We start from the raw sequence: 25275 nt of genomic DNA, 5'->3' as shown, positions 1-25275 counted from the left end.
TCCGAACCTGTTCTAAAGAAATACGTTTTTCACTTTTTCTTCCATATCTCCGTAGTTTGCATTATCTTTAATATTTTCAAGAAGATAATCGAGTTCTTCATGCAGCCCTGAAAGTTCAACCGTTTTTCCGCCGGCCTCAAGGACCGCCGGTTTTCTTTGGTCTAAGGCTTCTTTCAGATCCGGCCAGATATGTTCTTTTATAATGACATATTCAAAAGAGTCAGCTGATTCAAGTATGTATACAAAAGCAAAGTGATCGGAATCAACAAGCATTTGACCTGAGGCTTTGCGTTCCGCTCCGCTTAAGTCCTCTCCGCACTTCAAGCGGAGCGCGTCTTCTGTTAATGATGCATTTTGGATTTCAATTCTCTTTTGCATAATGTTCTCCTTTTTTAACAAAGTACAGCATTTATTTTATCATATCAAGGTCGATATTGATAAACGTAACCTCTAAAGAGATAATGGGAATTATACAATTTTTCGTCCTGAAAGGAAGACTGTCATGACCCAAGAAATAGAAATTGAATTCAAAAACCTGCTGACAAAATCAGAATTTCTGAAGCTGAGTGAAGCACTCTGCATGAAAGAACATGATTTTAAACAGCAGGTCAATCATTATTTCGACACGAAAGATTTTTCCCTGAAACAAAAAAAATCAGCACTCCGCATCCGAGAAAAAGACGGCGCGTTCGTTCTGACGTTAAAAGAGCCTGCCGCGGTCGGTCTGCTGGAAACCCACCAAGAGCTTGCGGCACCTGATCTTGACGTCTTCAAGATTCCGGATGGCCCCGTCAAACGTCAGCTGGAAGGTCTCGGAATCAACTCAGAACACATTTGCTATTTCGGGACGCTGTCGACCGCACGCGCGGAAAAAGAATCAGAAAAAGGCTTAATCATTTTAGATCACAGCCGATATTTAGAGAAAGAAGACTTTGAATTGGAATTCGAGGCTGCTGACTGGGATGAAGGAAAACGGGCGTTTGAACAATTGCTCAAGCAATTCGGCATCCCAGAGCGAATCACGAAAAATAAAATCCAGCGTTTTTATGAACAGAAACAAAAAAAGGTGGAATGACACAGTGAATATCACGAATTGGGCGGCCCTTCTCCAGCTGCAATCAATGGCGCTGCAATCAATCTCTCATACAAGCACGGCTTCAGGCGGACAATCTTCAGAAAGCCCGCTTGGAAATTTCAGCGCGCTTCTCAGCCAGTATACGGACACAGCCGTCCGGCAGCAGCCGGAATCAGGAATTTTAAACGGTGTGCGGACCGCTCACGCTTCATATTCACCGAGAATTCCCGTTTCATCCGGCTCCGCGGCTGCTTCACAGACCGCTTCCCCGGGCATCAAGTCTCCGGATGCGGCTTCTGATATCAGCACCGGAAACTTTTCAATAGACAGCGCCATTCAGAAAGCAGCCGAAAAATACGGAGTGGACGAAAAGCTGATCCGCGCGGTTATTAAACAGGAATCAGGCTTTAATCCGAAAGCGGTCAGCGGTGCGGGGGCAATGGGACTGATGCAGCTCATGCCTTCCACGGCAGAATCACTCGGGGTGTCAAACCCGCTTGATCCCGTCCAGAACGCTGAGGGCGGCACAAAGTACTTAAAGCAGATGCTCACGAAATACGACGGAAATGTATCTCTGGCGTTAGCCGCCTACAACGCAGGCCCCGGCAACGTAGATCGGTACGGAGGCATTCCGCCGTTTAAGGAAACACAGCAATATGTCAAAAACATAACCAAACAGTATTACGCGTAAACCAGAGAGGCTTCCTTCGCCCTCTGGTTTTTTTGCGGAGTGAAATCTTACACATGAATGAAGGCGATGTGATATGATATGAAATACAAGCGCCTGACAGAAAGGCACTTTGTTTGTAGAAATAAAATGTTATTGCTAAAATATACAGTAACTGAAGATAGTAAAACTGAAAGATAAATTCGCAATGGGAATTATGATTCCTATTAGCCATATAAAGGAGTAGTCAACATGGGACAATCGTTTAACGCACCATATGAAGCGATTGGAGAGGAACTTCTATCGCAACTTGTTGATACTTTTTATGAGCGTGTCTCGTCTCATCCCTTGCTGAAGCCGATATTTCCAAGTGATTTGACTGAAACGGCCAGAAAACAAAAGCAATTTTTAACCCAGTATTTGGGCGGACCTCCTCTTTATACTGAAGAGCACGGACACCCCATGCTCAGGGCAAGGCATCTCCCCTTTCCGATTACGGACGAGAGGGCTGATGCGTGGCTAAGCTGTATGAGCAAAGCGATGGATCAGGTCGGGCTGGAGGGCGATATTCGTGAATTTCTGTACGGGCGTCTGGAACTGACGGCCAGGCATATGGTAAACCAGTCAGAAGCGGAGGATCGATCATATTGACGAATTATCAGCATGAGCAATACTTCGCCCATTGCCACGGACATCCAAAAAAACCGCTCGAAATTTACATGTTTGTCGACCCTTTATGTCCTGAATGCTGGTCGCTGGAGCCCGCCATAAAAAAATTAAAAATCAAATACGGACGTTTTTTTACGCTGCGGATCATTGTTTCCGCGAGCATTACATCGCTGAATAAGCAAAAGCGGAAAAAACACCTTCTTGCCGAAGCTTGGGAAAAAATTGCGAACCGTTCCGGGATGCCCTGTGACGGAAGCCTTTGGCTTGAGCAGGATCAGCCTCTTTCATCGCCCTACCTTGCCGCACTCGCTTTAAAAGCGGCTGAACTGCAGGGAAGAAAAGCGGGCATTCTGTTTCTCCGCAGCATGCAGGAAAGCCTGTTTGTCTCCAAGCAGAATATTACGGATGAAGACGTTCTTTTAGAAATTGCCGAAAAGACGAAATTGGATGTTGAAGAATTCAAGCGTGACCTCCATTCGCAAAGCGCGGTAAAAGCGCTTCAGTGCGATATGAAAATCGCGGCGGAAATGGACGTTACCGTCAACCCGACATTGACGTTCTTTAACAGCCTGCATGATGATGAAGGGCTGAAGGTTCCCGGGAACTATTCTTATGACGTATACGAAGAGATTTTATTCGAAATGCTCGGGGATGAACCGAAGCCTTCTGAAACGCCGCCTTTGGAATGTTTCATTGAATATTTCCGGTTTGTCGCATCGAAAGAAATCGCACTCGTTTATGATTTGAGTCTAGAAGAAGTTGAAAAAGAAATGAAAAAACTGGCATTCGCCAAAAAGGTCGCCAGAGTGGAAGCAAAGCACGGTCTGTTTTGGAAGTCTCTGACCGGCACCCAGGAGGATGTCACCTGTTGTGATCATTAAAAAAAGCTGATTCCTTACGGAGCCGGCTTTTTTTTGTGCAAATAAAGAAACCGCGCCGGGATAAGCGCGGTTTCATATGTCTTAACGACAACAAAGGGGATGGGAGAAATTTTTCACGGTCAAACAAAGGGGTAATGTTTGTTTGTGATCAATTTCACATCCTTATCATATCAAATCTTGTCGAGTTTTGACAAGCCATAAGATTAATGTTCATATTTTTGTCACAAAACATAACTGACTGCTTGTTTTCATAGAATATATCAATGAAAAACAAGGAGGGAATTCAATGCTCCGCACCGTATTAATCATCGGAATGATTGTGTTTTTCTTCTTTTTAAATCTGCTGGCCATGATGCACATGCTGCCGATTTACATTACATCTCCCCTGCTGTTTCTTTCCATATTGTTTGCCTTGTACCGGCTGAATCACCGAAAAACGTTTAAGGGATTTTAGAAAAAGCCTGCGCATCTAATGCACAGGCTTTTTTGAATTACGAAGGGTTCACTTTCGAAAGAAGCTCTTCCATTTCGTTCAGTTTCTCTTCAAACATTTTGCAGGCCGCCTCGATCGGTTCAGGCGATGTCATATCAACTCCCGCTTTTTTCAGTATGTCGATCGGATATTCCGAGCTTCCCGCTTTTAAGAATTCGGTATAGCGCTCCACCGCAGGCTTGCCTTCTTTTAAGATCTGGCTGCTCAGCGCTTGGGCCGCACTGTAGCCTGTCGCATATTGATACACATAATAATTGTAATAGAAATGCGGAATTCTTGACCATTCCAGACTGATTTCTTTATCAATCACCATGTTGTCACCGAAATACTTTTTATTCAGATCATAATAAAGTTCGTTCAGCAGTTCAGGCGTTAGCGGCTCGCCTTCCTGCGCTTTCGTATGAATCAGATGCTCAAATTCAGCGAACATCGTCTGTCTGAACACTGTGCCTCTGAATCCTTCAAGCATGTGGTTGAGCAGGTACAGACGCTGTTTTTCATCCTTTAAGCTGTTCAGCATATATTCACCGAGCAGCGCTTCATTAGTCGTTGAAGCGACTTCAGCGACAAAAATGCTGTAGTTACCGTACGGATACGGCTGATATTTTCTCGTATAGTAACTGTGCACGGAATGGCCGAACTCATGAACGAGCGTAAACAGATTATTGACATTGTCATGCCAGTTCATCAAGATGTACGGATTCGTGCCGTATGTACCGGACGAATAAGCACCGCTGCGTTTTCCTTTATTTTCGTATATATCGACCCAGCGGTTTTCAAGTCCTTCTTTTAAAATAGACGCGTATTCCTCGCCCAGCGGAGCAAGTCCTTTGAGCATATAATCTTTCGCTTCCTCATATGTGACCTTCATTCCCGAATCTTTTACGAGCGGTGTGTACAGGTCATAAATATGGACTTCATCAAGGCCGAGAACCTTTTTCCGCAGGTCAATGTAACGGTGTAATAACGGAAGATGTTTATTGATCGTTTTAATCAGGTTATCGTAAACTTCTTCAGGGATGCTGTTATTGGATAAAGCCGCTTCCCGTGCTGATTTATACTTTTTCACACGGGCGTAAAAATTATCTTTTTTCACAGTGCCGCTGAGTGTAGTCGCCATCGTGTTTTTATACTGTCCGTATGTTTTATATACGGCTTCAAATGCGTTTTTGCGGACTTCACGATTGCTGCTTTCCAGGAAATTAATAAAGTTGCCGTGTGTGATTTGAGTTTCCTTGCCGTTTTCATCTTTAATCGACGGAAATGTAATATCGGCGTTATTTAAAACACTGAATGTATTGGAAGGCGACGACAGCGCTTCTGAGGCTTCCGCAAGCAGGGCCTCTTCTTGTTCGCTCAGCACGTGCGGACGCTGTTTTGTAATTTCTTCAATTGCATGGGAGTAAAGTTTAAGCTCCTCTTTTTCCAGAATAAACTGGTGCAGCTTGTCCTCCTGAATCGCCAGAATTTCCGGTTCAATGTAAGCAGTCGCGCTGGCAGCCTGGGAATACAGGCTTGCGGCTTTGTCGTTCAGCCCTTGGTAGAAAGAATTTCCCGTATCCTGGTCTGAGCGCATATGCGCGTATGCATAAAGTTTCCCAAGGCGGTTCGTCACTTCATCCTGTGCCGTAAGCGCCGCGTATAAATTATCAGCCGAATGAGCAAGCGTGCCTTTAAAAGAAGATAAATTCGGGATTAATTCTTTAACTGCTTGAAATTCTTTATTCCAGGCCTCATCACTAGGAAAAATATCCTCTAGTCTCCATGTATGCTCTGCCTTTACTTCACTTCTGTCAGGCAGCTGTGCTGCTTTATTTTCCTCAGTCATGGTGATCCCCCTCGTTTTCTTTACTTCAAGCCAATTGAAAAAACGATTGTTTCTCCAAAAACTTGTGTTGTGATTATCTTCCGGCTTTTCACTGCCTTTTGTCAAATCATATGCGGCATATAAGACCGAGCATACCAATAATACAGTGAAAAAACGAAAACAAAATGCTTGTACGCCCCTCACATTCGCCACCACCTTGACGTTAGGGTGAACGAAATGAAGCATTCTCATTCCCCAAAAAAGAGCAGATCCCTCCGGCGCAGCTCTTCTGCCGTTTGAGGGAGCTTCCGTTGAGATGAGGGCATATATACTTCATTCTCAATTTCCCTTAAAAAATCCTGCAAGCATAAGAAATCAGCATATTGTTTTACCGCCATTCTGATAAGGCTATCTTGTGAACCATACCGCATCCGAATCTCCTTACGCCTGATTTTTTGCCGCAAATCATGAACCATGCCGGATAATCGGATCGGCGCGCCTTTTTTAGAAAGTTCCGCAAGCCGCAAGTATAAATGGCTCTGCCACACAAAAACGGGACTTGCAAACACAAAGCCCGCTGAAACGGGAATAAACACTTCAGATGGGAGAAATGGAAATGCAACCTGATGTCTTTCGTAAAAAAGACGCCGGATAAGACCGGCATCTTCAGATAAAAACCGCCCGCTTTTGCTGCGGAAGCCGGCTACGGCACGTCCCCACGAGGGAAGTCTGACGCTGTGCCGCCCTTCCGGATGACAGATGTCTTTCAGGTTTGCTTTGTGAAGAGGGATTGTGGTTAAGCCGGCATAAGAATAGCCGGTGTAAAACGGAGTGATGGAATGCAGCCTGTAAAAGGAGCGGGCGTCGGGGCAGTAAAACAGTAAGGAGGAAAATGAATGGACTTCAAAGAACTGCCAGTGAAAAGCAGAAAGCCGGAAAAATTGCGCGGCCATCCGTTTTAACCGTTTTGCCCCGATGATCCAGACCGGCCGGTACCCGGCGTTTTTCAGGCCTGCCGTCCGGCTCTTTAAAGAGTCCGCCGAAAGATTCGCACATTGAAATTCAAAAGCCAGCCTCTCTTCTCCGCTTTCCGCCGTCAAGTCAGGCCGCTGTCCAGCGGAAGTCAGATACGGTTCCAGGCTGACGCTGCACCCTTGTGTCTTCAGCCAGAGAAAAAGCTGTCTTTTTCCCTCCAGATGGTATTCGCTTTCAGGTTCGGATTCCCCGGGACACAGCCTGCTTTTTTTATGAGCGAAGTGCGGCAGTTTCTCCCGCCCCAGTTTGATATCAAGCTCACTTTTGCAAACGGGGCAGAACCAGCGTTTCTTTCTCAGCTCCGCCGCTTTTTCCTTTGAATAGCTTCCGGCCAGCTGAATGAGCCGTCCGTCGGCAGTCACAGCACTGAACATGTTGCATCTTCTCCTTTCCTGAATCTTGTTATATTCAGCAGGAAGAAGATATAATCCTGTTTGCGGATGAGAGCCGTTATACGGTTTTCAGCCGTTCATCCTGTCATTCAGAACAAAAAAAACCGATTTCTGCTGAGAGAAATCGGTTTGTTATGATGCAAAGTGTTTTTTTATTGTATATAACGCATGATCAGCGATCACCAATTTTCCGTATTCTTCAAGACGGTGAATGCTGACTGATGATTCGTGCGCGTACTCCAACAGGATGCTTAGCTGATTTTCAACCTCTTCATCAGTTTGCTCATAAAAATCTGCATATAAATAATATCGGTCTTCAAACGAATACAGGGTCGTTTTGATTCCGTTAAGATTCAATTTTGATAGCGAGATGAGATCCTCAAAATCATCGAACCGCAAAGTGAACTGAAGCTTTTGCTCCTTATCTTCCCGGCTCTCGGCCTGCTCTTCTTTCTGGAAATCATCAAGTAAAGCATCGAGATTTTCATCTGCCGGCTCTTGTTTTTTATCTTCCGGGATCGGCAGTTCGAGTTTTTGTCCGTCCTTGGAAAGCTGGGCTTTTGTTACGATTATTTCCAGTCCTTTGTCCAATGCCTGAACCTGAATCCAAAGAGGACCCTCGACAGCGAATTCCTCTTCATCATGCACTTCATCCATGACTTCCCAGAACAGTTCTTCACTGCGCTCGCGATTGTACCAGATTTCTTCTCTGTCAAAACCGCGATCTTCAATATCACCATAAGACATATAAAATTTTACAGTATGCTCATTAATTCTTTCTATTTCCATTTTGCCAACCTTCCCTTCTTTATAAGATGTTGAAGGGACATCTAAGCTCCCGATGAATAGTACTTTACTACACTTTACCCATTCCGTCCACATCTTAACCTTATAGAGGACAGCGCAAATTCTTTATATTTCTATTTTATGATAAAACAGTTATAAAAGAAATAAAAAAGCATTTTCACACCGAAAAACAGGCTTTCTCCCGGTTCCCATCATAAATAGCGCACTGCTTCATATATTAGCTGTACAAGCAATCGATCTATAAGCGAGGTGTTACCATGCCGCACGATTACCTGCTGTCCCTTCTGCTTATTATCGGGATTGACCTTATTCTCGGCGGTGACAATGCCGTCGTCATCGCGATGGCCAGCCGGAACCTGGCCCATAAACAAAGACAGCAAGCGATCATCTTCGGAACGTTTATCGCAGTCGTCTTGAGAATCGTTCTGACGAGCGCTGCGGTCTATTTATTGAATGTTCCTTTTTTACAATGCGCAGGCGGGGTATTTTTATTGTATCTCGGCTATCAGCTTCTGATTGAGAAGAAAGATGCGCAGCATGTGAAAAGCAGTTCTTCTCTTTGGAAAGCCATCCGCACAATCGTTATGGCTGATATCTTTATGTCGCTTGACAATGTCATCGCAGTAGCCGGCGCTTCTCACGGTGAGCTGACACTTGTAGTGATCGGTCTCTTCATCTCGGTGCCGATTATCATTTGGGGCAGCAAGCTCGTTCATGCCGCCATGGACAAAATGCCTTTATTGATGTACGCCGGGAGCGGCCTTCTCGCATTTACCGGCGGTGAAATGATTGCCGGAGACAGCAAGCTGTCATTTTTCATGGCAGAACACGGCATTATACAAATGACGCTGCCGATTTTGACCGTCGTATTTGTTATCCTCGCCAGTATGATTTACCAGCAGACTGAAAAATAACAAAAAGCCCAAACCGCGATGGTTTTGGGCTTTTTTTCCATGCTTATCGTAAGCTTATATCAGTTGGCAAGACGCTGTGCTTCTCTTAATTGGAAAGAACGCACTTTTCTTGGCAGGAATCGTCTGATTTCATCTTCGTTATAGCCGACTTGCAGACGTTTTTCATCAATGATAATCGGACGGCGGAGCAGTCCCGGATGCTCATTGATCAAAGTATATAAGTCTTGAAGCGGCATAGATTCAACATTTACGTTCAGTTTCTGGAATACTTTAGAACGGGTAGAGATAATTTCATCCGTACCGTCTTCAGTCATACGCAGAATCTGCTTGATCTCATCAATTGATAACGGCTCGGAGAAAATGTTTCTCTCTACAAACGGAATCTCGTGCTCTTCAAGCCAAGCTCTTGCTTTTCTGCATGACGTACAGCTAGGTGATGTGTATAATGTAACCATTAATCTTCACTCCTCTAATTAGTAGGATGAACATGTTGTATTCTCAAATTGAAATAACTTTAAAAAAGGAATCTTTATAGGTATTATACTATAAAAAAGTAAGTGTGAACAGTCTCCTGAGAAAAAAATGTGTCAATCCGGCAAATTTACGGCTGGCGGATGTTTCCCCATTCTCAATTAGCTCAGCTGATCGAAAATGTTTTTTCGTTTTTTCTCATCAATGACTTTGAGAACTTCATCCGTTTTTTCGTATGATTCTCCGTACCATTTTTCATCTTTATAAGTGTGAATGTTTTCATATGTCTGTTTCATCGCTTCAAACATTTCTTCTTCTGATTCCGTCTTAGGTGACCAGTACAGAATCTCCATTTTGTTCACTTCATTCGTAGCCAATGACCGGCGCCGATACCCGATTGACTGCGCGTGCTTGAAATGCTCTCTTTGATAAAAACGCAAGCGTTTCTGTGTATCCGTGTCATCCTCGTCAACAGGCTCCACCTCAAGCAGAATCGGCTTGTTTTTCTTTTTCAGCCTGCCGATCAGCTTGCTTCCGAGGCCTTGTCCTCTGGATTTCTTTGACACAAACAGGTAATCAATAAAGATGAAAGAGTCAAATTCCGCATACATCAGCACGTGGTACTGCCCCTCTTCTTTATGATAAACATCGCTTTGCTCCTTTAACAGAGCTTCCATATGCGCTTTTGATTTCATTTCTTCAATCGGAAAATATTCACTCAGCTTTTCGTACCAGTTCATTCATTTGCTCCTTATGGGTTCGTTGTCTTCACACTTTTAGATATACCCCATTTCCGATTGTTTAAACAATCTTACATCTATTAAGACGTGTGATCCTTTAACATGGTTTCAATTTTTTTAAAATGGTGTGTAATCGACGTTTTTGGTATAGCGGTTTGCCGCGTCCCACAATAAAAATTCGTCAATTCCTTCATCATGCAGCGCTTTAACCTGGTCTTCCACCTGGCGTTTTCCGTACTTTTGATAATTTCCGCTGCCGAGATATGATGCCGTGAAGTCCTGAAGCCACGGACGCGATACAGGCGGGTGTTTCAGCTTAGACAGTTTTTTATGTTCCACCTTCGCGTATTCTTTGACGACTTTGTAAGGCTCAAGATCCGGTTTATCAATGCCGAAATAGCTTGTCCAATGGCTCGGATAAATCATGGATGAAATGACATCGACCTGTTCTGAAATTTTGCTGAAATTCTGGCCGATCCCAGGCGCTTCCGGCAGCGTGGCTGAATAGCCGAAAATATCAACCGACACATCCGCGCCGTACGGCTTGAGTTTTTTCTTCGCATAACCGACAAAATCGGTGACGGCGTGAACGCGTTTTTGCACATTGCTGTCTGCTGTTTTTCCGTAATCGCCGTGTCCGTATGTCAGTTCGTCATCACGTTTTTCAAATCCTTCAGGAAAACGGACATAATCAAATTGAATTTCTTGAAAACCCATCTTTACGGCTTGTTTTGCAATCTTTACATTGTAATCCCATACTTCTTTCATAAACGGATTGACGAACGATTCGCCGCGGCCGTTTTTCCAGACACTTCCGTTTTTTTCTTTAAAGGACCACTCCGGCTTTTTGTTCGCGAGTTCGCTGTCTTTAAATACGACAATACGCGCGATCGGATAGATCTTTTTTTCCTCCAGCTTTTTCATCATCTTTTTTGGGTCTTTGATGTACGGCTTGGCGATTTTGGCATACTCAGAATGGCCGTCCGGCTTAAAGGTGAGGTTTCCGTTGTCATCCTTGACATCAATCACCATTGTATTGAGCTCCGTTTTGTCCACAAAGTCTGTCAGCTCCCCGAATTTGCTTCCTCCCGCTGAATGCCCTGTGACGTAAATGCCCCGCACCTTATCAGGATGTGAAAAATGCAGCCCTGACGGATAAGCGAACCGTGCATTTGATTTCGGCAGTTCTTTTTCGGCCAGCGCTATTTTTACAAGCGGCTGCTCCTCTTTCGCAGCGGCGTGGGCCGGATAAGCACCTGCACTGATAAACAGTCCCGCACAAATGGCGCACAAAATGGTTTTCATACTGATCTCCCCCTTTTTTTCCATTATAGAAAAACGGGAGCAGGCTTAATAAACTTGAATGTGCGCAAAAAAATCCTCCAAGACTGAGTCTTGGAGGATGATACGTTTATAGGTAGGTTTTAAATTCATCTTCAGTGCACATAACAAAGTGTCCCGGTTTCACTTCTCTGAATTCCATCTTTTCTCCGTCTTGCAGCTGATGAATGGACGGATCGTATTTCTTTCGCGTACGATTTCTTTCATAGTCCGGATCAGGGAGCGGGATAGCGGACAGCAATGATTTCGTGTATGGGTGAAGCGGGTTTTCGTAAAGCTCATCCGCCGGCGCAAGCTCCACCAATTTTCCGAAATACATGACGCCGATGCGGTCGCTGATGTATTTGACCATTGATAAATCATGGGCGATAAACAGGTAAGTGAGCCCTTTTTCTTTCTGCAATTCTTTCATTAAATTGACGACTTGCGCCTGAATCGAGACATCAAGCGCCGAAATCGGTTCGTCCGCGATGATAAACTCCGGATCAACCGCCAGCGCTCTGGCGATTCCGATACGCTGGCGCTGTCCGCCCGAAAATTCATGCGGGTAGCGGTTGGCGTGCTCTTTATTTAAACCGACCGTTTCCAGCAGTTCGTGAACCCGCTGCATCCGCTCTTTTTTCGTTTTTGCCAGGCGGTGAATATCTATTCCCTCGGCAATAATGTCGGCGACTGTCATTCTCGGATTTAAAGATGCGTACGGATCCTGGAAAATCATCTGCATTTTCCGGTTAAACTCCAGCAGTTTCTTGCGGGATTTTTTCCCGTGCACATTTTCCCCATTAAAGAGAACTTCCCCGCCGGTTGCCTCATACAGCCGGATAATACTGCGGCCCGTCGTTGATTTACCGCAGCCCGATTCTCCGACAAGGCCGAGCGTTTCGCCTTTATAAATATCAAATGACAAATCATCTACGGCCTTTACCGTTCCTTTTTGCGTGAAAAAATGCTGTTTTAAGTGTTTGATTTCGAGAAGCTTCTCAGTCATTTTTTTCACCTTCCTTCATTAAAACAGGATGCTGATACGTATTCGGAAGCTGACGGAGTTTAGCCTTCACCGCTTCAGGCGGCTCGACCTTAGGCGCATCAGGATGCAGAAGCCACGATTTCACAAAATGCGTATCAGACACTTTATACATCGGCGGTTCCTGTTCAAAGTCAATTTTCATCGCATATGAGCTGCGGAGCGCAAATGCATCCCCTTTCGGAGGGTTCGTCAGATCAGGCGGCGTGCCCGGGATAGCCGTCAGTTTTTCCTGATCGGTGCTGTCCAGGCTAGGCATTGAGGCAAGCAGCCCCCACGTATACGGATGGCGCGGATCATAAAAGATTTCATCCACCGTGCCCGATTCGACGACCTGACCCGCGTACATGACAGCGACCCGGTCGGCGACATTGGCGACAACGCCGAGATCATGCGTGATAAAAATGATAGACGTATCAATTTTCTTTTGCAGATCTTTCATCAGCTCAAGGATCTGTGCCTGAATCGTCACATCAAGCGCTGTTGTCGGTTCATCGGCAATTAACAGTTTCGGATTTGCCGCAAGCGCCATCGCGATGACGACACGCTGTCTCATCCCGCCTGAAAATTCATGGGGGAATTGGCCGATCCGTTTTTCGGGCATCGGAATCCCGACGAGATCAAGCAGCTCTATGGCGCGCTTTTTCGCGGCTTCACTTGAGATTTTTTCATGTTTGAAAAGCACTTCCGTAATTTGTTTGCCGACTCTCATCGTCGGGTTCAGAGAGGTCATCGGATCTTGGAAAATCATTCCGATGTCCTTTCCCCTGATGGCCTGCATTTCTTTTTCAGACATCGGCACGATATCGCGTCCGTCAAAAAGAATCTGTCCTCTTTTAAAGTAGCCCGGCGGCATCGGGATCAGCTTCATAATCGCTTGGGAGGTCACACTTTTTCCGGAACCCGACTCTCCCACGATCGCCAGCGTCTCTCCTTTATTCAAATGGAAATTCACGCCGCGGATTGCCTGTACCTCTCCGCCGTATGTTTTAAATGAAATGGCTAAGTCTTTTACTTCTAGCAAACGTGTCACTCATATCACTCCTTATTTGCGTAACTTAGGATCCAGCGCGTCTCTTAACCCGTCGCCGACAACGTTAAAGCCGAACATCGCCAGGCAGATAAAGCCGGCAGGGAAGAACAGACGCCAAGGGTAATAGGTTAATGCAGGCAATCCGTCTGAGGCCATCGTTCCCCAGCTCGCAAGCGGCGCAGGTACGCCGAGGCCCAAATAACTTAAAAACGCTTCTGTAAAAATCGCCGTCGGAACCGTCAGTGTCATCGTTACGAGGATAGAGCCCATCGCGTTCGGAACGATATGCTTAAACAAAAGCCGGCCGGTTTTGGCGCCGAGTGTCTGTGAAGCAAGCACATACTCCTGATTCTTTAATTGCAGCACCTGTCCGCGGACGATCCTCGCCATATTGATCCAGCCCGTGATCGTCATGGCGACGATAATGGTCAGCAATCCTTTCGGCAGGACAACCATCAGTAAAATAACCATTAATAATGAAGGAACAGCCCACAGAATGTCGGCGATGCGCATCATCACTTCATCTGTGCGTCCGCCGCGGAATCCGGAAATGCTGCCCCAGATTACGCCGATTAATAAATCAAGCACGGCAGCTGCGACACCGATAAAGATGGAAATCCGCGCGCCCACCCATGTCCGGACGAATATATCCCTTCCAAGGTCATCCGTGCCGAACCAATGATCTTTCGACGGCGCTTTATCCGCATTTAATAGATTGGTAGTGGCATAATCATACCTTGAAAAGACAGGCGCAAAAATCGCCATCAGAATAATAAGAACGATCAGTACGAACCCGACCATCGCAAGCTTATTGCTGCGGAAGCGGAGCATGGCGTCTTTCCAGAGGGAAAGGCTTTTTTTATTTATTTTTTCGGCATCGCCGGCATTAGCTGAAGCTGGTTCAAACATATTTTTAGGAATGTTCTGCATGGTCTAGGCTCCTTTCTTTGCTTTGGAAAGCTTGATTCTCGGATCGATTAATCCGTACAGCACGTCTACAATTAATACGCATAAAAGCAGGAGCACGCTGAAGAACACGGTAACTCCCATAATGACCGTATAATCACGGTTTGTAATGCTGTTTACAAAATGCGCGCCTAAACCGGGAATTCCGAAAATGGATTCAATGATGAAACTCCCCGTTAAAATGGATGCCGCCATCGGCCCCATATATGTCACGACCGGCAAAAGCGCGTTTCGCAGCGCATGGCGCACGGTGACTGACGGACGGGAAAGTCCTTTAGCTTTTGCAGTCCGTATGTAATCGCTGTTTAACACTTCAATCATGCTTGAACGGGAGAGTCTGGCAATGAACGCCATCGGCATGGAAGCGAGCGCAATAGAGGGCAGAAAGGTGTATGCCCAGGATTCCCACCCTGCGACCGGGAACAGTTCTAATTTAATTGAGAAAATATATTGCAAAATCGTCGCCAATATAAAGCTCGGAACTGAGATCCCAAATATCGTTAAAATCGCAATGGTATAATCCTGCCATTTATTATGGTACAGGGCAGCAAGCACCCCGAAAAGCACACCGAACGCTAAAGCGAGGAGAATAGCTTCTGCACCGAGAGTGAATGAGACGGGGAAGCCTGAATTGATTAAATCATTAACACTTTGGCCTTTATATTTAAAAGAAGGTCCGAAGTCCCACATCGCCACAGATTTTAAGTAGCTGACATATTGAACGAAAAGAGGCTTGTCCAGGCCATAGTGTTCGTTTAAGTTTGCCTCAATTTCAGGCGGCAGCTTTCTTTCGCCGGAAAATGGTCCGCCCGGCGCTGCCTGCATTAAGAAGAATGTGGCGGTCACAATCACAAACAGCGTGATGATCATGTAAATGAATCGTTTACCGATATATTTCAGCAAGGTGAACACCTCCATGTTTTTTACAATTTTATACTTAATCAGTAAGAAAGGTATATGGGGACATCCTCCCCATATACCTTGGGTCTTTTGTTTTCAGAACCGTCTTTTATTCAAAAGAAGCATTTCTGAAGTAAACTTCGCCTGTTCCTGTCAAGATCACATTTTTGAGGTTTTTATCCTGCACCCAAGGATCCGTATAGAAATAAACTGGCGCGACCGGCATTGCGTCAATAAAGATCTTTTCTGCTTTTTTCAGCTCTTCGATACGTTTATCCGGATCCGTTTCAAGCTGAGATTGGTTCAGCAGCTTTTTAAACTCAGGATCTTCCCATCCGGTATCATTGTTTCCGCCTTCTTTATCACGGAACAATTCTAGGAAGTTGATCGGATCGTTGAAATCGCCGAGCCAGCCCATACGCCCGATTTGGTAGTTCTGGCTGTGCAGCTTGTCGATGTAAACATTCCATTCGGAGTTATCAAGCTCAACTTTGACGCCCAAGTTCTTTTTCCACATTTCCTGTACGGCCTGCGCAATTTTCGCATGCGCGTCATCCGTATTGTAGGACAGTTTGATCGCCGGAAGGTCAGAGGCATTCTTGACGCCTAATTCCTTCAGTCCTTTATTTAAGAATTCTTTAGCTGATTTGACGTCATTGTCTTTGAAATAACCTTTTGTGTTATCCTTGAATCCCTTCATTGACGGCGGCACCGCAGCCATGGCCGGGATCTGTTCGCCCTGCGTTACATTTTTCACGATGGACGAGCGGTCGATCGCATAAGCAAGGGCTTTACGGATGTTAACATTGTTCAGCGGTTTCGCTTCTGTGTTGAATTTGTACCAATACACGCCTGCGATCGGTTCAACGTGAAGAGATCCGTCTTTTTTCAATGTCGGCAGAGATTCAGTCGGAAGCTGTCCGAGCGGCATTCCTGCCCAGTCAAGCTCACCGGCCTGGAATTTTTTCAGTTCGGTGTTGTTATTGTTAATCATCACCATGTTGATTTTCTTCAATTTCACAGCGTCTTTATCCCAATATTGATCGTTCTTTTCGAGCGTGATGGAACCGCTGTGTTTCCAGGCCGTCATTTTGAACGGGCCGTTTGACACATAATTTTCGCCCGCGTTTGTGTTCCAGTTTTTATGTTTTTCAGCAATTTTCTTGTTGACCGGCATATACGTATAGAATGAAGTTAATTGCGTGAAATAAGGTGTCGGGTTATTCAGTTCAACCTTTAATGTTTTGTCATTTACGGCTTTTACGCCTACATCATCAATCTTGCCTTTTCCTGTATTGGCAGCTTCAGCGCCTTTGATGTAGTAGAGCTGATAAGCGTATTGTGATTCGTTGTTCGGGTCAAGCGCCCATTTCCACGCATATTCAAAATCCTGCGCCGTCACAGGGTCGCCGTTAGACCATTTCGCACCGTCACGAATCGTAAATGTATAGGTCTTTCCGTCTTTGCTTGTTTCAATTTTAGATGCCATTCCTTCTTCAGGCTCACCTTTGGAGTTTACGCGTGTCAATCCTTCAAAAGTCTGGCGGATTACGCCTCCTGACACGGAATCATTCGCTAAACCCGGATGCAGTGAGAACGGCTCGGTTTTAATATTGATATTAAGTGAAGTCTGTCCTTTTGTGTCTTTTTTACCGCCGCCTGATCCGCCGCTGAATCCGCCGCACGCACTTAATACAAGCGAGAAGATAAGCATCAAACCTACAATAGACCAACGCTTTTTCATGCACTAACCCCCTAATCAAATTTTTCAGCCTTTACTACTAAATACTCAGAAATATCAGACAAAATAACTTAATATTTTTCTAAACTTTAATTGTGTTCCGTCTTTTCTGATTATTTTATGTAAAGAAGCTGTAACAATAGAGTGAACAAGTTCATTATAATGAAATGAATAATTTATTGCAATACTATTTTCTCAATTTAAAATATTTAAATTTGGTCAGTTTTTCTGTCAAAAAGGTGATACACTTCTATAGTTTAAAGCATGACCTAACTAAATTTTTTTATTGCAATTTCCAGTTCATATTGCTTTTTACATATAATATTCGTTATACGAAATGTTGATATACGTTATCATTTAAGCATTTTCAGTTCTTTTTGAGGATTTCCAGCCCTTAAGCAAACTGGAAATAAGCTTGTATTCCTCTGATGACATTTGGCTATAATTGATTTATAATAGATCAATCAAATACATTTGTTGTGATTGCGATGATGAAGAGTAGTACACATTTTCATCCGTTTGAAGAGAGTCTGCGGTGCTGGGAGCAGGTAACGGGCGATGTGGAATGGACTTCTGAGCAGCTGACCGAACGTTAGTAGGCCCAGCCGGAGCAGCCTCCGTTACCAACGTCTCGAGCGATTCCATTGTAATGGAATAATCAGGGTGGCACCACGGTTCATTCGTCCCTTTTTTCTACGGGAAGAATGGGCTTTTTTTATTATGTTTTAAGAAATGAGGTAAGAAATATGAAGAAAACGATTTTTTCAGGCATTCAGCCGAGCGGTTCCGTTACCCTCGGCAACTACATCGGCGCAATGAAACAATTTGTCGATTTGCAGCATGACTACAACGGCTACTTCTGTATTGTCGATCAGCATGCGATTACGGTACCGCAGGATCGGCTTGAGCTGCGGAAGAACATCCGCAATCTCGCGGCTCTTTACCTGGCCGTCGGACTTGATCCCGAGAAAGCGACCCTCTTTATCCAGTCGGAGGTTCCCGCTCATGCCCAGGCGGGGTGGATGCTCCAATGCGTCGCATATATCGGCGAGCTTGAGCGGATGACGCAATTTAAAGATAAGTCAAAGGGCAAAGAAGCCGTCGTGTCAGGACTGTTAACCTATCCGCCGCTGATGGCCGGCGATATTTTACTGTACGGAACGGATCTTGTTCCGGTCGGAGAAGATCAAAAACAGCATCTTGAACTGACCCGCAACCTGGCGGAACGCTTCAATAAAAAATACAATGACATCTTCACGATTCCTGAGGTGAAAATTCCTGAATCAGGCGCGCGCATCATGTCACTGGCTGATCCGCTCAAAAAAATGAGCAAATCAGATCCGAACCAAAAGGCATACATCACGCTGCTTGATGAGCCGAAGCAGCTCGAAAAGAAAATCAAGAGCGCCGTGACTGATTCTGAAGGCATTGTAAAGTATGATAAAGAAAACAAACCGGGCGTTTCTAATCTTTTGACGATCTATTCTATTTTAGGAAACACATCAATTGAAGAATTAGAAGCTAAATATGAAGGCAAAGGGTACGGTGAATTCAAAAGCGATTTAGCCGAAGTCGTTATCGGCGCATTGACACCGATCCAAGAGCGCTACCGTGAATTAATTGAGAGCGACGAACTTGACCGCATTCTCGACGAAGGAGCGGCGCGCGCAAACAAAACGGCCGGCAAGATGGTGAAGAAAATGGAAAACGCCATGGGTCTCGGACGGAAAAGAAGATAAAGAAAAGAGGCGGGAGAATCCCCGCCTCTTTTTTAGTTCACTTTTGATTCCTGCTCCATTTCCCAAAGCTTTTCGAAAAACGGCTGCCCTTTAATCAAATTCTCACAAAACGCAAGATGTTTATCTGACCAGCCTTCAATTGTTTCATTGTAAAGCATGTCCCAAATCTCTTCAAAGCTCATCCGTTTGATCTGCTCGTACATATGCGGATTCCATTCCGTGTACCAATACACAATTTCCGCACGGTTTTTCAGCCCTTTCAGCTGGTCGAGCGCCATAAACATCAGCTGCTTGATCTGCCGCTCTTTTCTCGTCAGCCCTCTGACATGCTCCGGCGCCAATGACAAAATGTGATATTCCTTTGAAGACTCCAATTGCGCCGGCTCAAATTGAAACGATTCCGGTTCTACATCCTTTACCATTTCATAAACAAGCTGCTCCTGTCTCGGAATCAGGCGGCTCTTTCTGACCGGAATGGTATACCCGATCGTATCCACGGCAATGATGCCGATCCCGTCTGTCACGACAAAACAATACTCCAGCTTTGTCCGCTCATGATTTTTTCGCACGTATGACTTTTGGTGGACTTGGTCAAGCAGTTCTTTCGGAAGCTCTGATAAGTCGTTTTCTATGTAATGAAATAATACCGACGGCACTCTGAGCAGCGGCGTCTGATCCAAAAGCTCAACCGTGTCTTCCTTCCGCCATTCATGAAAATGGCATACATTGTAGCCGTTTTCTTCCCCTTCAAACCAATTGACCCATACATCATGAAGAAATAACATATTCGACCCCTCACTTTATAAAAACTGTTGTCCACAGTATAGGCAAGGGATAGATAAATTATTCCATTTCAATATGAGATTTCCGCAATACGGAACTGGATTTCCGACTGCATCGCAACAAAAAAATCTCCCGTTCCGTCCGGGAGATCATTTCACATTTTTCGGATCAAGCGCATCACGCAGCCCGTCTCCGACAAAGTTAAAGCACAATACGGTAAGAAGGATCAACAAACCTGGGAATAACGGGTACCACCAAGCCTGAATCATAAGCGTAAAGTTCTGTGCATCCTGAAGCATATTGCCCCAGCTTGCGATCGGCGGCTGGATCCCGAAACCGAGATAACTTAATGTAGATTCCGCCAAAATAACCGTTCCCACCTTTAATGTGGCTGAGACAATAATCGGTCCGAGCGCATTCGGCAATATATGAGAAAAGATGATGTGATGATTTTTTGTACCGATCGTCTTTGCAGCTAATACAAACTCTCTGGAACGAAGCGATAAAAACTCCCCTCGGACAAGGCGTGCCGTTGTTGTCCAGCCTGTAAGGGAGAAAATTAAAATTAATTTATCCATTCCGGGCTGGAAAATCGTAACAAGTGTAATAAGCAAAAATATATCAGGTATGGATAATACGATATCAACGGTTCTCATGAGAACGGCATCGACAATCCCTTTAAAATATCCGGCAACGGCTCCGACAACTGTCCCGATTGTAATCGCGCCGATCACAGAAGCGAATCCGACAAGCAAGGAGACGCGCGCCCCGTACAGAACCCTCGTAAAGATGTCTCTTCCGAATTTATCAGTTCCCATTAGATGTTTTAAGCTCGGCGGCTTCAAACGATTGATAAGAGATTGACTCTCCGGAGAGTAAGGAGCGATTACCGAAGCGAATAAGGCTGACAAGATGATGATGGTTAATATAACGGCTCCGATTACAGCTAGTTTATTTTGAAAGAACTTTTCGAAAAAAATCTTCGTCATTGTTTCCGGTTTGGATTGAATATTTTCCTTTAATTTTACTTCGCTGGGGGGTGTGCCGGTATTTGGCTGTAACATTTGACCTCTCACCTCTCTTTGTTAATATTCAATGCGGGGATCAACCAGCGCATATAAGATGTCCGCAATTAAATTCCCCACCACAACCAAAACAGCTGAAATGACCGTCATGGCCATGATAACCGGATAATCCCGCGAAAAGGCTGAATCAATAAACAATTTGCCGAGACCCGGCCAAGTAAAAATCTGTTCTACCACTACCGCTCCCCCGATAAATGACGGTATCATCAGACCAAAAATAGTGATGACAGGAAGAAGTCCGTTTCTCAAACCGTGTTTAAAAATCACTTTATTATCTCGGAATCCTTTCGCACGCGCCGTTCGTATATAATCCTGTTTTAACACATCAAGCATACTGGATCTTGTGTATCTCGTTATCCCTGCCATGTCTGCCGTGGCGAGCACAAAAGCAGGCAGAATCAAGTGATGCAATCGGTCAAATATGTTAAAGTCAGCATTCAAAGTGCTTACTCCGCCAGTGGGAAACCACCCCAGATTTACAGATAAAACCATGATTAAAATCAAACCGAACCAAAAATTCGGAATGGCAAGCCCTAAAAATGAAGTAACAGTTATCCCGTAATCCAATTTTGAATAAGGACGCTTCGCTGACAGAACACCAAATGGAATAGAAATAAGAAGAGCGACAAGGGTTGAGAAAAGCATAAGCACAATCGTATTCGGTAAGCGGGATAAGATAAGTTCAGAAACTGGAGTGCCTTTCTTGACGATAGAAGTCCCGAAATCCCCTTGCAGCATATTCCCCAGCCATTTCACATATTGAACAGGTTCCGGATCATTCAGCCCGTATTTTTCAATGAATTTCGCCCTGTCCGCTTGACTGATTGTAGGGTCCATCATAAGTGACATCGGGTCTCCCGGCGCTGCTTTCATGATGGCAAACGACAAAATTGTAATGCCTAAGAGAATCGGCAAGGACATTAATGTTCGCCGTAAAATATATGTAACCATGTTCTTGTCCCCTTTTTAAATAGGATAAGAGAGGAAAGGAACCTCCTTCCCTCTCCAGGGCTTTTGCTATTTTTGATCCAGCCACCATTTTTCAATATTGTACAAGTCATTTTTAGGGTGGAATACATAGCCTTGTAAATTATTCGGCATCGCTCTGTGGTAATTGTAATAGAATAAGAAGCTGTACGGCTGATCTTCAGCAATCAATTTGTATATCTCTTCATACTTCTTTTGGTATTCTTTTCTGTCTGTAATTGTCTTCGCTTCTTCAAGCAGCTTGTCGACTTTCGGGTTTTTATACCAGATATTATTCAGCCCGTTTTTCGATTGGCTTGAATGGAAGATAGAGAACTGATCCGGGAACGTTGCAAGACTCCATCCGAGAAGAAGAGCGTCATAATCCCATTTAGGGGCACTTGTCTGTTCGATTAACGCACTGAATTCAACAATTCGCGGTTTAGCCTCGATTCCCACTTCTTTTAATTGCTGCTGAACGACAACAGCTAAATCTTCACGAATTTTATTGCCTTGATTCGTTTTAATTTCAAATGAGAATTTTTTTCCGTCTTTATCAAGGTAGCCGTCACCGTCATGGTCTTCCCATCCGGCTTCTTTTAGCAGCTGCTTTGCTTTTTTCGGATTATAATCAAATGTCGGCACTTTAGACTTCGGATAATTCCATGACAGCGGACTCTCAGGAACATCCGCTACCTTACCGTCTCCGTTCAGCACTTGATCCACCATTGCCTGCCTGTCAAGAGCGTAAGTCAATGCCTGACGCACTTTTTTGTCCTTAAAGATCTCTTTTTTCTCATTCCAGCCGATATAGCTGTAGTTTAAGCCAAGGTCAGATTTGACCTTCACATTTCCAAACGTTTTAACTGTATCAAAATCTGTGCCCGGCACAACGAAGAAATCAATATCCCCCGCTTTTAACTGAGCCACGGCAGCGTTAGAATCAGGAATCGTTTTGACTGTCACTGTATCAAGGTAAGGTCTGCCGCCAAAGTAATCATCATTTGCTTCCAGTTTGACATACTCGCCCTTTTTCCACTCAACAAACTTAAACGGACCGGAGCCGATTGGATTTTTACGGTTAAATTCATTCTCTCCCAGATCAGCAACCGGGACCTTACCCAATATATGTTTAGGCAAAATGCCGTAACTGTCGAGAACGACATTATAGAAATAGGCATCTTTTTTCTTCATTTTAAACTGAATTTCATATTTTCCTTTTTTCGTTACGGATTTAAGGGACTCAAAACCCGAGCCACGCTCACCGTTGTAATCCTTGTTAAGAGGGATGCTGTAGGTGAAAACAACATCATCGGCCGTCAGCTCTTTTCCATCATGGAATTTAACGCCTTTTTTCAGTTTTACATCATACGTTAATCCCCCGTCAGCTTCTGTCACTTTTTCAGCCAGCGACGGCTTGACGTTTAATTTCTCATCAGTTTCCAATAATGTGCTGTAAAGCATTCCTTCAATATCAGAACTTGCAACATCGGTAGAATAAAGTGGATTAAAAAGTGTGGGTTCCCCGGTTGACCCGACAACCAAATCTCCGCCTTTTTGCGGTTTTCCTGCCGGTTTGGATTCGTTGCTTGTGGATTTTGAGCCGGAGCAGGCTGACAGGAAGATGGCGAGCGCCATAAAAACACTTAGCATCATCAGTGCGCTTTTACGTAATTTCATATCAATTCCCCCTTTGTGATATATATGCAGCAAACTGGTTATGTAATCCGGCATACCCCCTCTCGATGCTTGTCATTTCAGGCATATAAATGGCAGGCGACGTAATGGCCGGGAGCGGCTTCTTCAAATGCCGGGATTTGTTCCTTGCAGATAGGTTTGGCCATCGGGCACCGCGTGTGGAACACGCAGCCTTTCGGCGGGTTTGCCGGGCTTGGCAGTTCTCCTTTCAGGATGATTCGTTCCCGCTTGACGGCGTCTTTTTTTCTCGTGACGGGCACTGAAGACAAAAGCGCTTGCGTATAAGGGTGAAGCGGATTGCCGTACAGCTCGTGTTTATCGGTCAGCTCCATCATTTTTCCCAGATACATGACGCCGACTCTGTCGCTGATATGGCGGACAACACTCAAATCATGAGAAATAAACAAATAGGTCAGGTTGAATTCATCCTGCAGTTCTTCCATCAGATTGATGACCTGGGCCTGAATGGAGACATCGAGTGCGGAAACGGGTTCATCCGCAATAATCAGCTCGGGATTCAACGTCAGAGCCCGCGCAATCCCGATCCGCTGGCGCTGTCCCCCGGAAAATTCGTGCGGATAGCGGTTTGCAAAGCTCGGGTGAAGGCCGACTTTCGCCAGCAGCTCCTCCACTCGCTCGTTCCGCTCGCTCATGCTGTACATATGGTGAGTCTGGAACGGCTCTTTAATAATGGAACGCAGCGTTTTCCTCGGGTTAAGGGATGCGAAGGGATCTTGGAAGACCATCTGGATGTTTTTGCGGACGCTTTTTCTCAGCTTTTCTTCAGATAATCCGGAGATATCCTGACCCTTAAAAAGAATACGGCCGTCTGTCGGCTTGTATAAACGGATCATCGTCCTTCCCGCCGTTGATTTGCCGCATCCTGATTCACCGACGATGCCGAGCGTCTCCCCGCGCTTCAGTGAAAAAGAAACGCCGTCAACAGCCTTTATATCACCGACTTTCCTTTGAAAAAAACCGGAGCGGATCGGGAAATATTTTTTTACGTCTTTCAGCTCTAAAATCGTTTCTTGGCCTGCAGCTGTCATTTTGATTGGGCACCCTCTTCCTCATATAAAAAACATCTTACAGAACGGCCGCTTTCATGCGTTATCAGCTCCGGCTGCCCTGTTTTGCATTTGTCCATCGCTTTTGAACACCTCGGGGCAAATCGGCAGCCTTCCGGAAGATTATCCGGTGTCGGGACACTGCCTTTGATCGCTTTTAATGTATCAATCTCTCCATCTATCACCGGTATGGAGTTTAACAGCCCTTCGGTATACGGATGAAGAGGGTTTAAAAATAAGTCCTCCACACTCGCGCTCTCTACGACTTGTCCGCAGTACATCACGATCACCCTGTCGGCGGCTTCGGAAACCACACCTAAATCGTGAGTGATCAGCAGAATGGAAGTATCGAATTTTTTGCAGAGGTCTTTCATCAGCTCCAATACTTGGGCTTGTATCGTCACATCAAGCGCCGTCGTCGGCTCATCAGCGATCAGAAGCTTCGGATTGCAGCTGAGCGCAATGGCGATCATCACCCTCTGTCTCATCCCTCCGGAAAGACGGTGCGGATATTCTTTCATTACTTGTTCCGCTCTGGAGAATCCGACGAGTTCCAGAAGCTCAACGGCTTTTTTGGACGCTTCTCTTTTATTCATTTTTTTATGGTATTCAAGCACTTCGGTAATTTGTTCGCCGATGGTCAGCACCGGATTCAGGGAAGTCATGGGCTCCTGAAAGATCATAGAGACGTCATTTCCGCGGATTTTGCAATATTCGTTTTCGGTGAAGGAGGCCAGGTCCCTGCCTTCAAGCTTAATCGAGCCGTCCATAATTTTTCCGCCCGAGCCTTGGACAAGTCCCATAATAGAAAGCGAGGTGATGCTTTTGCCCGAGCCGGATTCTCCTACAAGAGCGACGGTTTCGCCTTTGTTAATGTGAAAATCAACCCCGTCGACTGCGGGGATCGGCTGTTTCTTTCTGAAAAAATAGGTCTTTAAATTATTCACTTCTAATAGTGTGCTCATGATACGCCCCTTTCTC

Annotated in this window: 25 protein-coding genes and 1 other annotated feature; of the genes, 7 read left to right on the top strand and 18 right to left on the bottom strand. The window is 45.1% G+C overall.

Annotated features, from left to right (window positions below; translation table 11 throughout):
• Positions 1-12: 12 nt before the first annotated feature.
• A complete protein-coding gene (locus NYE68_RS06560; RefSeq protein ID WP_012117290.1) occupies positions 13-378 on the bottom strand; it encodes a hypothetical protein in 366 nt (121 codons plus the stop codon).
• A 124-nt stretch (positions 379-502) separates the two neighbouring features.
• On the opposite strand from NYE68_RS06560, the gene NYE68_RS06555 reads away from it, so the two are divergent.
• The 5 genes from NYE68_RS06555 (at position 503) to NYE68_RS06535 (ending at position 3746) form a co-directional block, all read left to right on the top strand.
• Positions 503-1075, top strand: a complete 573-nt coding sequence (locus NYE68_RS06555) for a CYTH domain-containing protein (RefSeq protein ID WP_014417426.1) — start codon at positions 503-505, stop codon at positions 1073-1075.
• Positions 1076-1079: 4 nt separating this feature from the next.
• Positions 1080-1766, top strand: coding sequence for a lytic transglycosylase domain-containing protein (locus tag NYE68_RS06550; RefSeq protein WP_225045732.1), 687 nt, complete (start codon positions 1080-1082; stop codon positions 1764-1766).
• Positions 1767-1994: 228 nt separating this feature from the next.
• Positions 1995-2393 carry a thiol management oxidoreductase gene (locus tag NYE68_RS06545; RefSeq protein WP_003155023.1) on the top strand — a complete coding sequence of 133 codons (399 nt, stop codon included), beginning with the start codon at positions 1995-1997 and terminating at the stop codon, positions 2391-2393.
• Positions 2390-3292 (top strand): protease adaptor protein SpxH, encoded by a 903-nt coding sequence (spxH, locus tag NYE68_RS06540; RefSeq protein WP_039251990.1) that lies wholly within the window; start codon positions 2390-2392, stop codon positions 3290-3292. The genes NYE68_RS06545 and spxH overlap by 4 nt, the downstream gene beginning before the upstream one ends.
• Before the next feature lie 286 nt (positions 3293-3578).
• Entirely contained in the window at positions 3579-3746 is a 168-nt protein-coding gene (locus tag NYE68_RS06535) for a hypothetical protein (RefSeq protein ID WP_003155026.1), read from the top strand.
• A 37-nt stretch (positions 3747-3783) separates the two neighbouring features.
• Here NYE68_RS06535 and pepF read toward each other — a convergent pair whose 3' ends face one another.
• The 3 genes from pepF to mecA form a co-directional block, all read right to left on the bottom strand.
• Positions 3784-5613 (bottom strand): oligoendopeptidase F, encoded by a 1830-nt coding sequence (gene pepF / locus NYE68_RS06530; protein ID WP_007409107.1) that lies wholly within the window; start codon positions 5611-5613, stop codon positions 3784-3786.
• A 227-nt stretch (positions 5614-5840) separates the two neighbouring features.
• Complete coding sequence (locus NYE68_RS06525; RefSeq protein ID WP_040238274.1) at positions 5841-7001, bottom strand: competence protein CoiA family protein; 1161 nt, start codon at positions 6999-7001, stop codon at positions 5841-5843.
• 150 nt (positions 7002-7151) lie between these two features.
• Positions 7152-7808 (bottom strand): adaptor protein MecA, encoded by a 657-nt coding sequence (gene mecA / locus NYE68_RS06520; protein ID WP_003155032.1) that lies wholly within the window; start codon positions 7806-7808, stop codon positions 7152-7154.
• 275 nt (positions 7809-8083) lie between these two features.
• On the opposite strand from mecA, the gene NYE68_RS06515 reads away from it, so the two are divergent.
• Positions 8084-8740, top strand: coding sequence for a TerC family protein (locus NYE68_RS06515; protein WP_007409109.1), 657 nt, complete (start codon positions 8084-8086; stop codon positions 8738-8740).
• Between the two features lie 59 nt (positions 8741-8799).
• On the opposite strand, the gene spx is transcribed toward NYE68_RS06515, so the two are convergent.
• The 8 genes from spx to NYE68_RS06475 all read right to left on the bottom strand — a co-directional run bounded on the left by spx (position 8800) and on the right by NYE68_RS06475 (position 16959).
• Positions 8800-9195, bottom strand: a complete 396-nt coding sequence (gene spx / locus NYE68_RS06510) for a transcriptional regulator Spx (RefSeq protein WP_003155034.1) — start codon at positions 9193-9195, stop codon at positions 8800-8802.
• 177 nt (positions 9196-9372) lie between these two features.
• Positions 9373-9951 (bottom strand): GNAT family N-acetyltransferase, encoded by a 579-nt coding sequence (locus NYE68_RS06505; protein WP_007409110.1) that lies wholly within the window; start codon positions 9949-9951, stop codon positions 9373-9375.
• A 117-nt stretch (positions 9952-10068) separates the two neighbouring features.
• Positions 10069-11256: a putative glycoside hydrolase gene (locus NYE68_RS06500; protein WP_076982893.1), complete on the bottom strand. Its 1188-nt coding sequence runs from the start codon at positions 11254-11256 to the stop codon at positions 10069-10071.
• Positions 11257-11362: 106 nt separating this feature from the next.
• Positions 11363-12280, bottom strand: a complete 918-nt coding sequence (gene oppF / locus NYE68_RS06495) for an oligopeptide ABC transporter ATP-binding protein OppF (RefSeq protein ID WP_012117283.1) — start codon at positions 12278-12280, stop codon at positions 11363-11365.
• Positions 12273-13349, bottom strand: coding sequence for an ABC transporter ATP-binding protein (locus tag NYE68_RS06490; protein WP_015417211.1), 1077 nt, complete (start codon positions 13347-13349; stop codon positions 12273-12275). Before NYE68_RS06490 ends, oppF begins: the two co-directional genes overlap by 8 nt.
• 12 nt (positions 13350-13361) lie before the next feature.
• Positions 13362-14279 carry an oligopeptide ABC transporter permease OppC gene (oppC, locus tag NYE68_RS06485; protein WP_007409113.1) on the bottom strand — a complete coding sequence of 306 codons (918 nt, stop codon included), beginning with the start codon at positions 14277-14279 and terminating at the stop codon, positions 13362-13364.
• A gap of 3 nt (positions 14280-14282) precedes the next feature.
• On the bottom strand, positions 14283-15218 hold the full coding sequence (locus NYE68_RS06480; protein ID WP_003155043.1) for an ABC transporter permease: 936 nt from the start codon (positions 15216-15218) through the stop codon (positions 14283-14285).
• Positions 15219-15324: 106 nt separating this feature from the next.
• Positions 15325-16959, bottom strand: a complete 1635-nt coding sequence (locus tag NYE68_RS06475; protein ID WP_014417416.1) for a peptide ABC transporter substrate-binding protein — start codon at positions 16957-16959, stop codon at positions 15325-15327.
• 476 nt (positions 16960-17435) lie between these two features.
• Positions 17436-17647: a binding site (T-box leader), on the top strand.
• 55 nt (positions 17648-17702) lie between these two features.
• Between NYE68_RS06475 and trpS the strand changes: the two genes are divergently transcribed.
• On the top strand, positions 17703-18695 hold the full coding sequence (gene trpS, locus NYE68_RS06470) for a tryptophan--tRNA ligase (RefSeq protein WP_015417209.1): 993 nt from the start codon (positions 17703-17705) through the stop codon (positions 18693-18695).
• A 32-nt stretch (positions 18696-18727) separates the two neighbouring features.
• On the opposite strand, the gene NYE68_RS06465 is transcribed toward trpS, so the two are convergent.
• The 6 genes from NYE68_RS06465 to NYE68_RS06440 all read right to left on the bottom strand — a co-directional run bounded on the left by NYE68_RS06465 (position 18728) and on the right by NYE68_RS06440 (position 25259).
• Positions 18728-19480 carry a YjbA family protein gene (locus NYE68_RS06465; RefSeq protein WP_007409116.1) on the bottom strand — a complete coding sequence of 251 codons (753 nt, stop codon included), beginning with the start codon at positions 19478-19480 and terminating at the stop codon, positions 18728-18730.
• A gap of 147 nt (positions 19481-19627) precedes the next feature.
• On the bottom strand, positions 19628-20542 hold the full coding sequence (gene opp4C, locus NYE68_RS06460) for an oligopeptide ABC transporter permease (RefSeq protein WP_007409117.1): 915 nt from the start codon (positions 20540-20542) through the stop codon (positions 19628-19630).
• A gap of 21 nt (positions 20543-20563) precedes the next feature.
• A complete protein-coding gene (locus NYE68_RS06455; RefSeq protein WP_003155051.1) occupies positions 20564-21514 on the bottom strand; it encodes an ABC transporter permease in 951 nt (316 codons plus the stop codon).
• 66 nt (positions 21515-21580) lie between these two features.
• A complete protein-coding gene (locus tag NYE68_RS06450; RefSeq protein ID WP_324635946.1) occupies positions 21581-23209 on the bottom strand; it encodes a peptide-binding protein in 1629 nt (542 codons plus the stop codon).
• 77 nt (positions 23210-23286) lie between these two features.
• Positions 23287-24276 (bottom strand): dipeptide ABC transporter ATP-binding protein, encoded by a 990-nt coding sequence (locus tag NYE68_RS06445; protein WP_003155053.1) that lies wholly within the window; start codon positions 24274-24276, stop codon positions 23287-23289.
• Positions 24273-25259, bottom strand: a complete 987-nt coding sequence (locus NYE68_RS06440; protein ID WP_025284553.1) for an ABC transporter ATP-binding protein — start codon at positions 25257-25259, stop codon at positions 24273-24275. The genes NYE68_RS06445 and NYE68_RS06440 overlap by 4 nt, the downstream gene beginning before the upstream one ends.
• Positions 25260-25275 lie beyond the last annotated feature (16 nt).

Origin of the sequence: Bacillus sp. FSL R5-0447 (assembly GCF_038606125.1) — a bacterium.
Lineage (GTDB): Bacteria > Bacillota > Bacilli > Bacillales > Bacillaceae > Bacillus > Bacillus velezensis.
The sequence above is the reverse complement of the archived record's forward strand: the minus strand, read 5'-3'. Positions and strand labels throughout refer to the sequence as shown.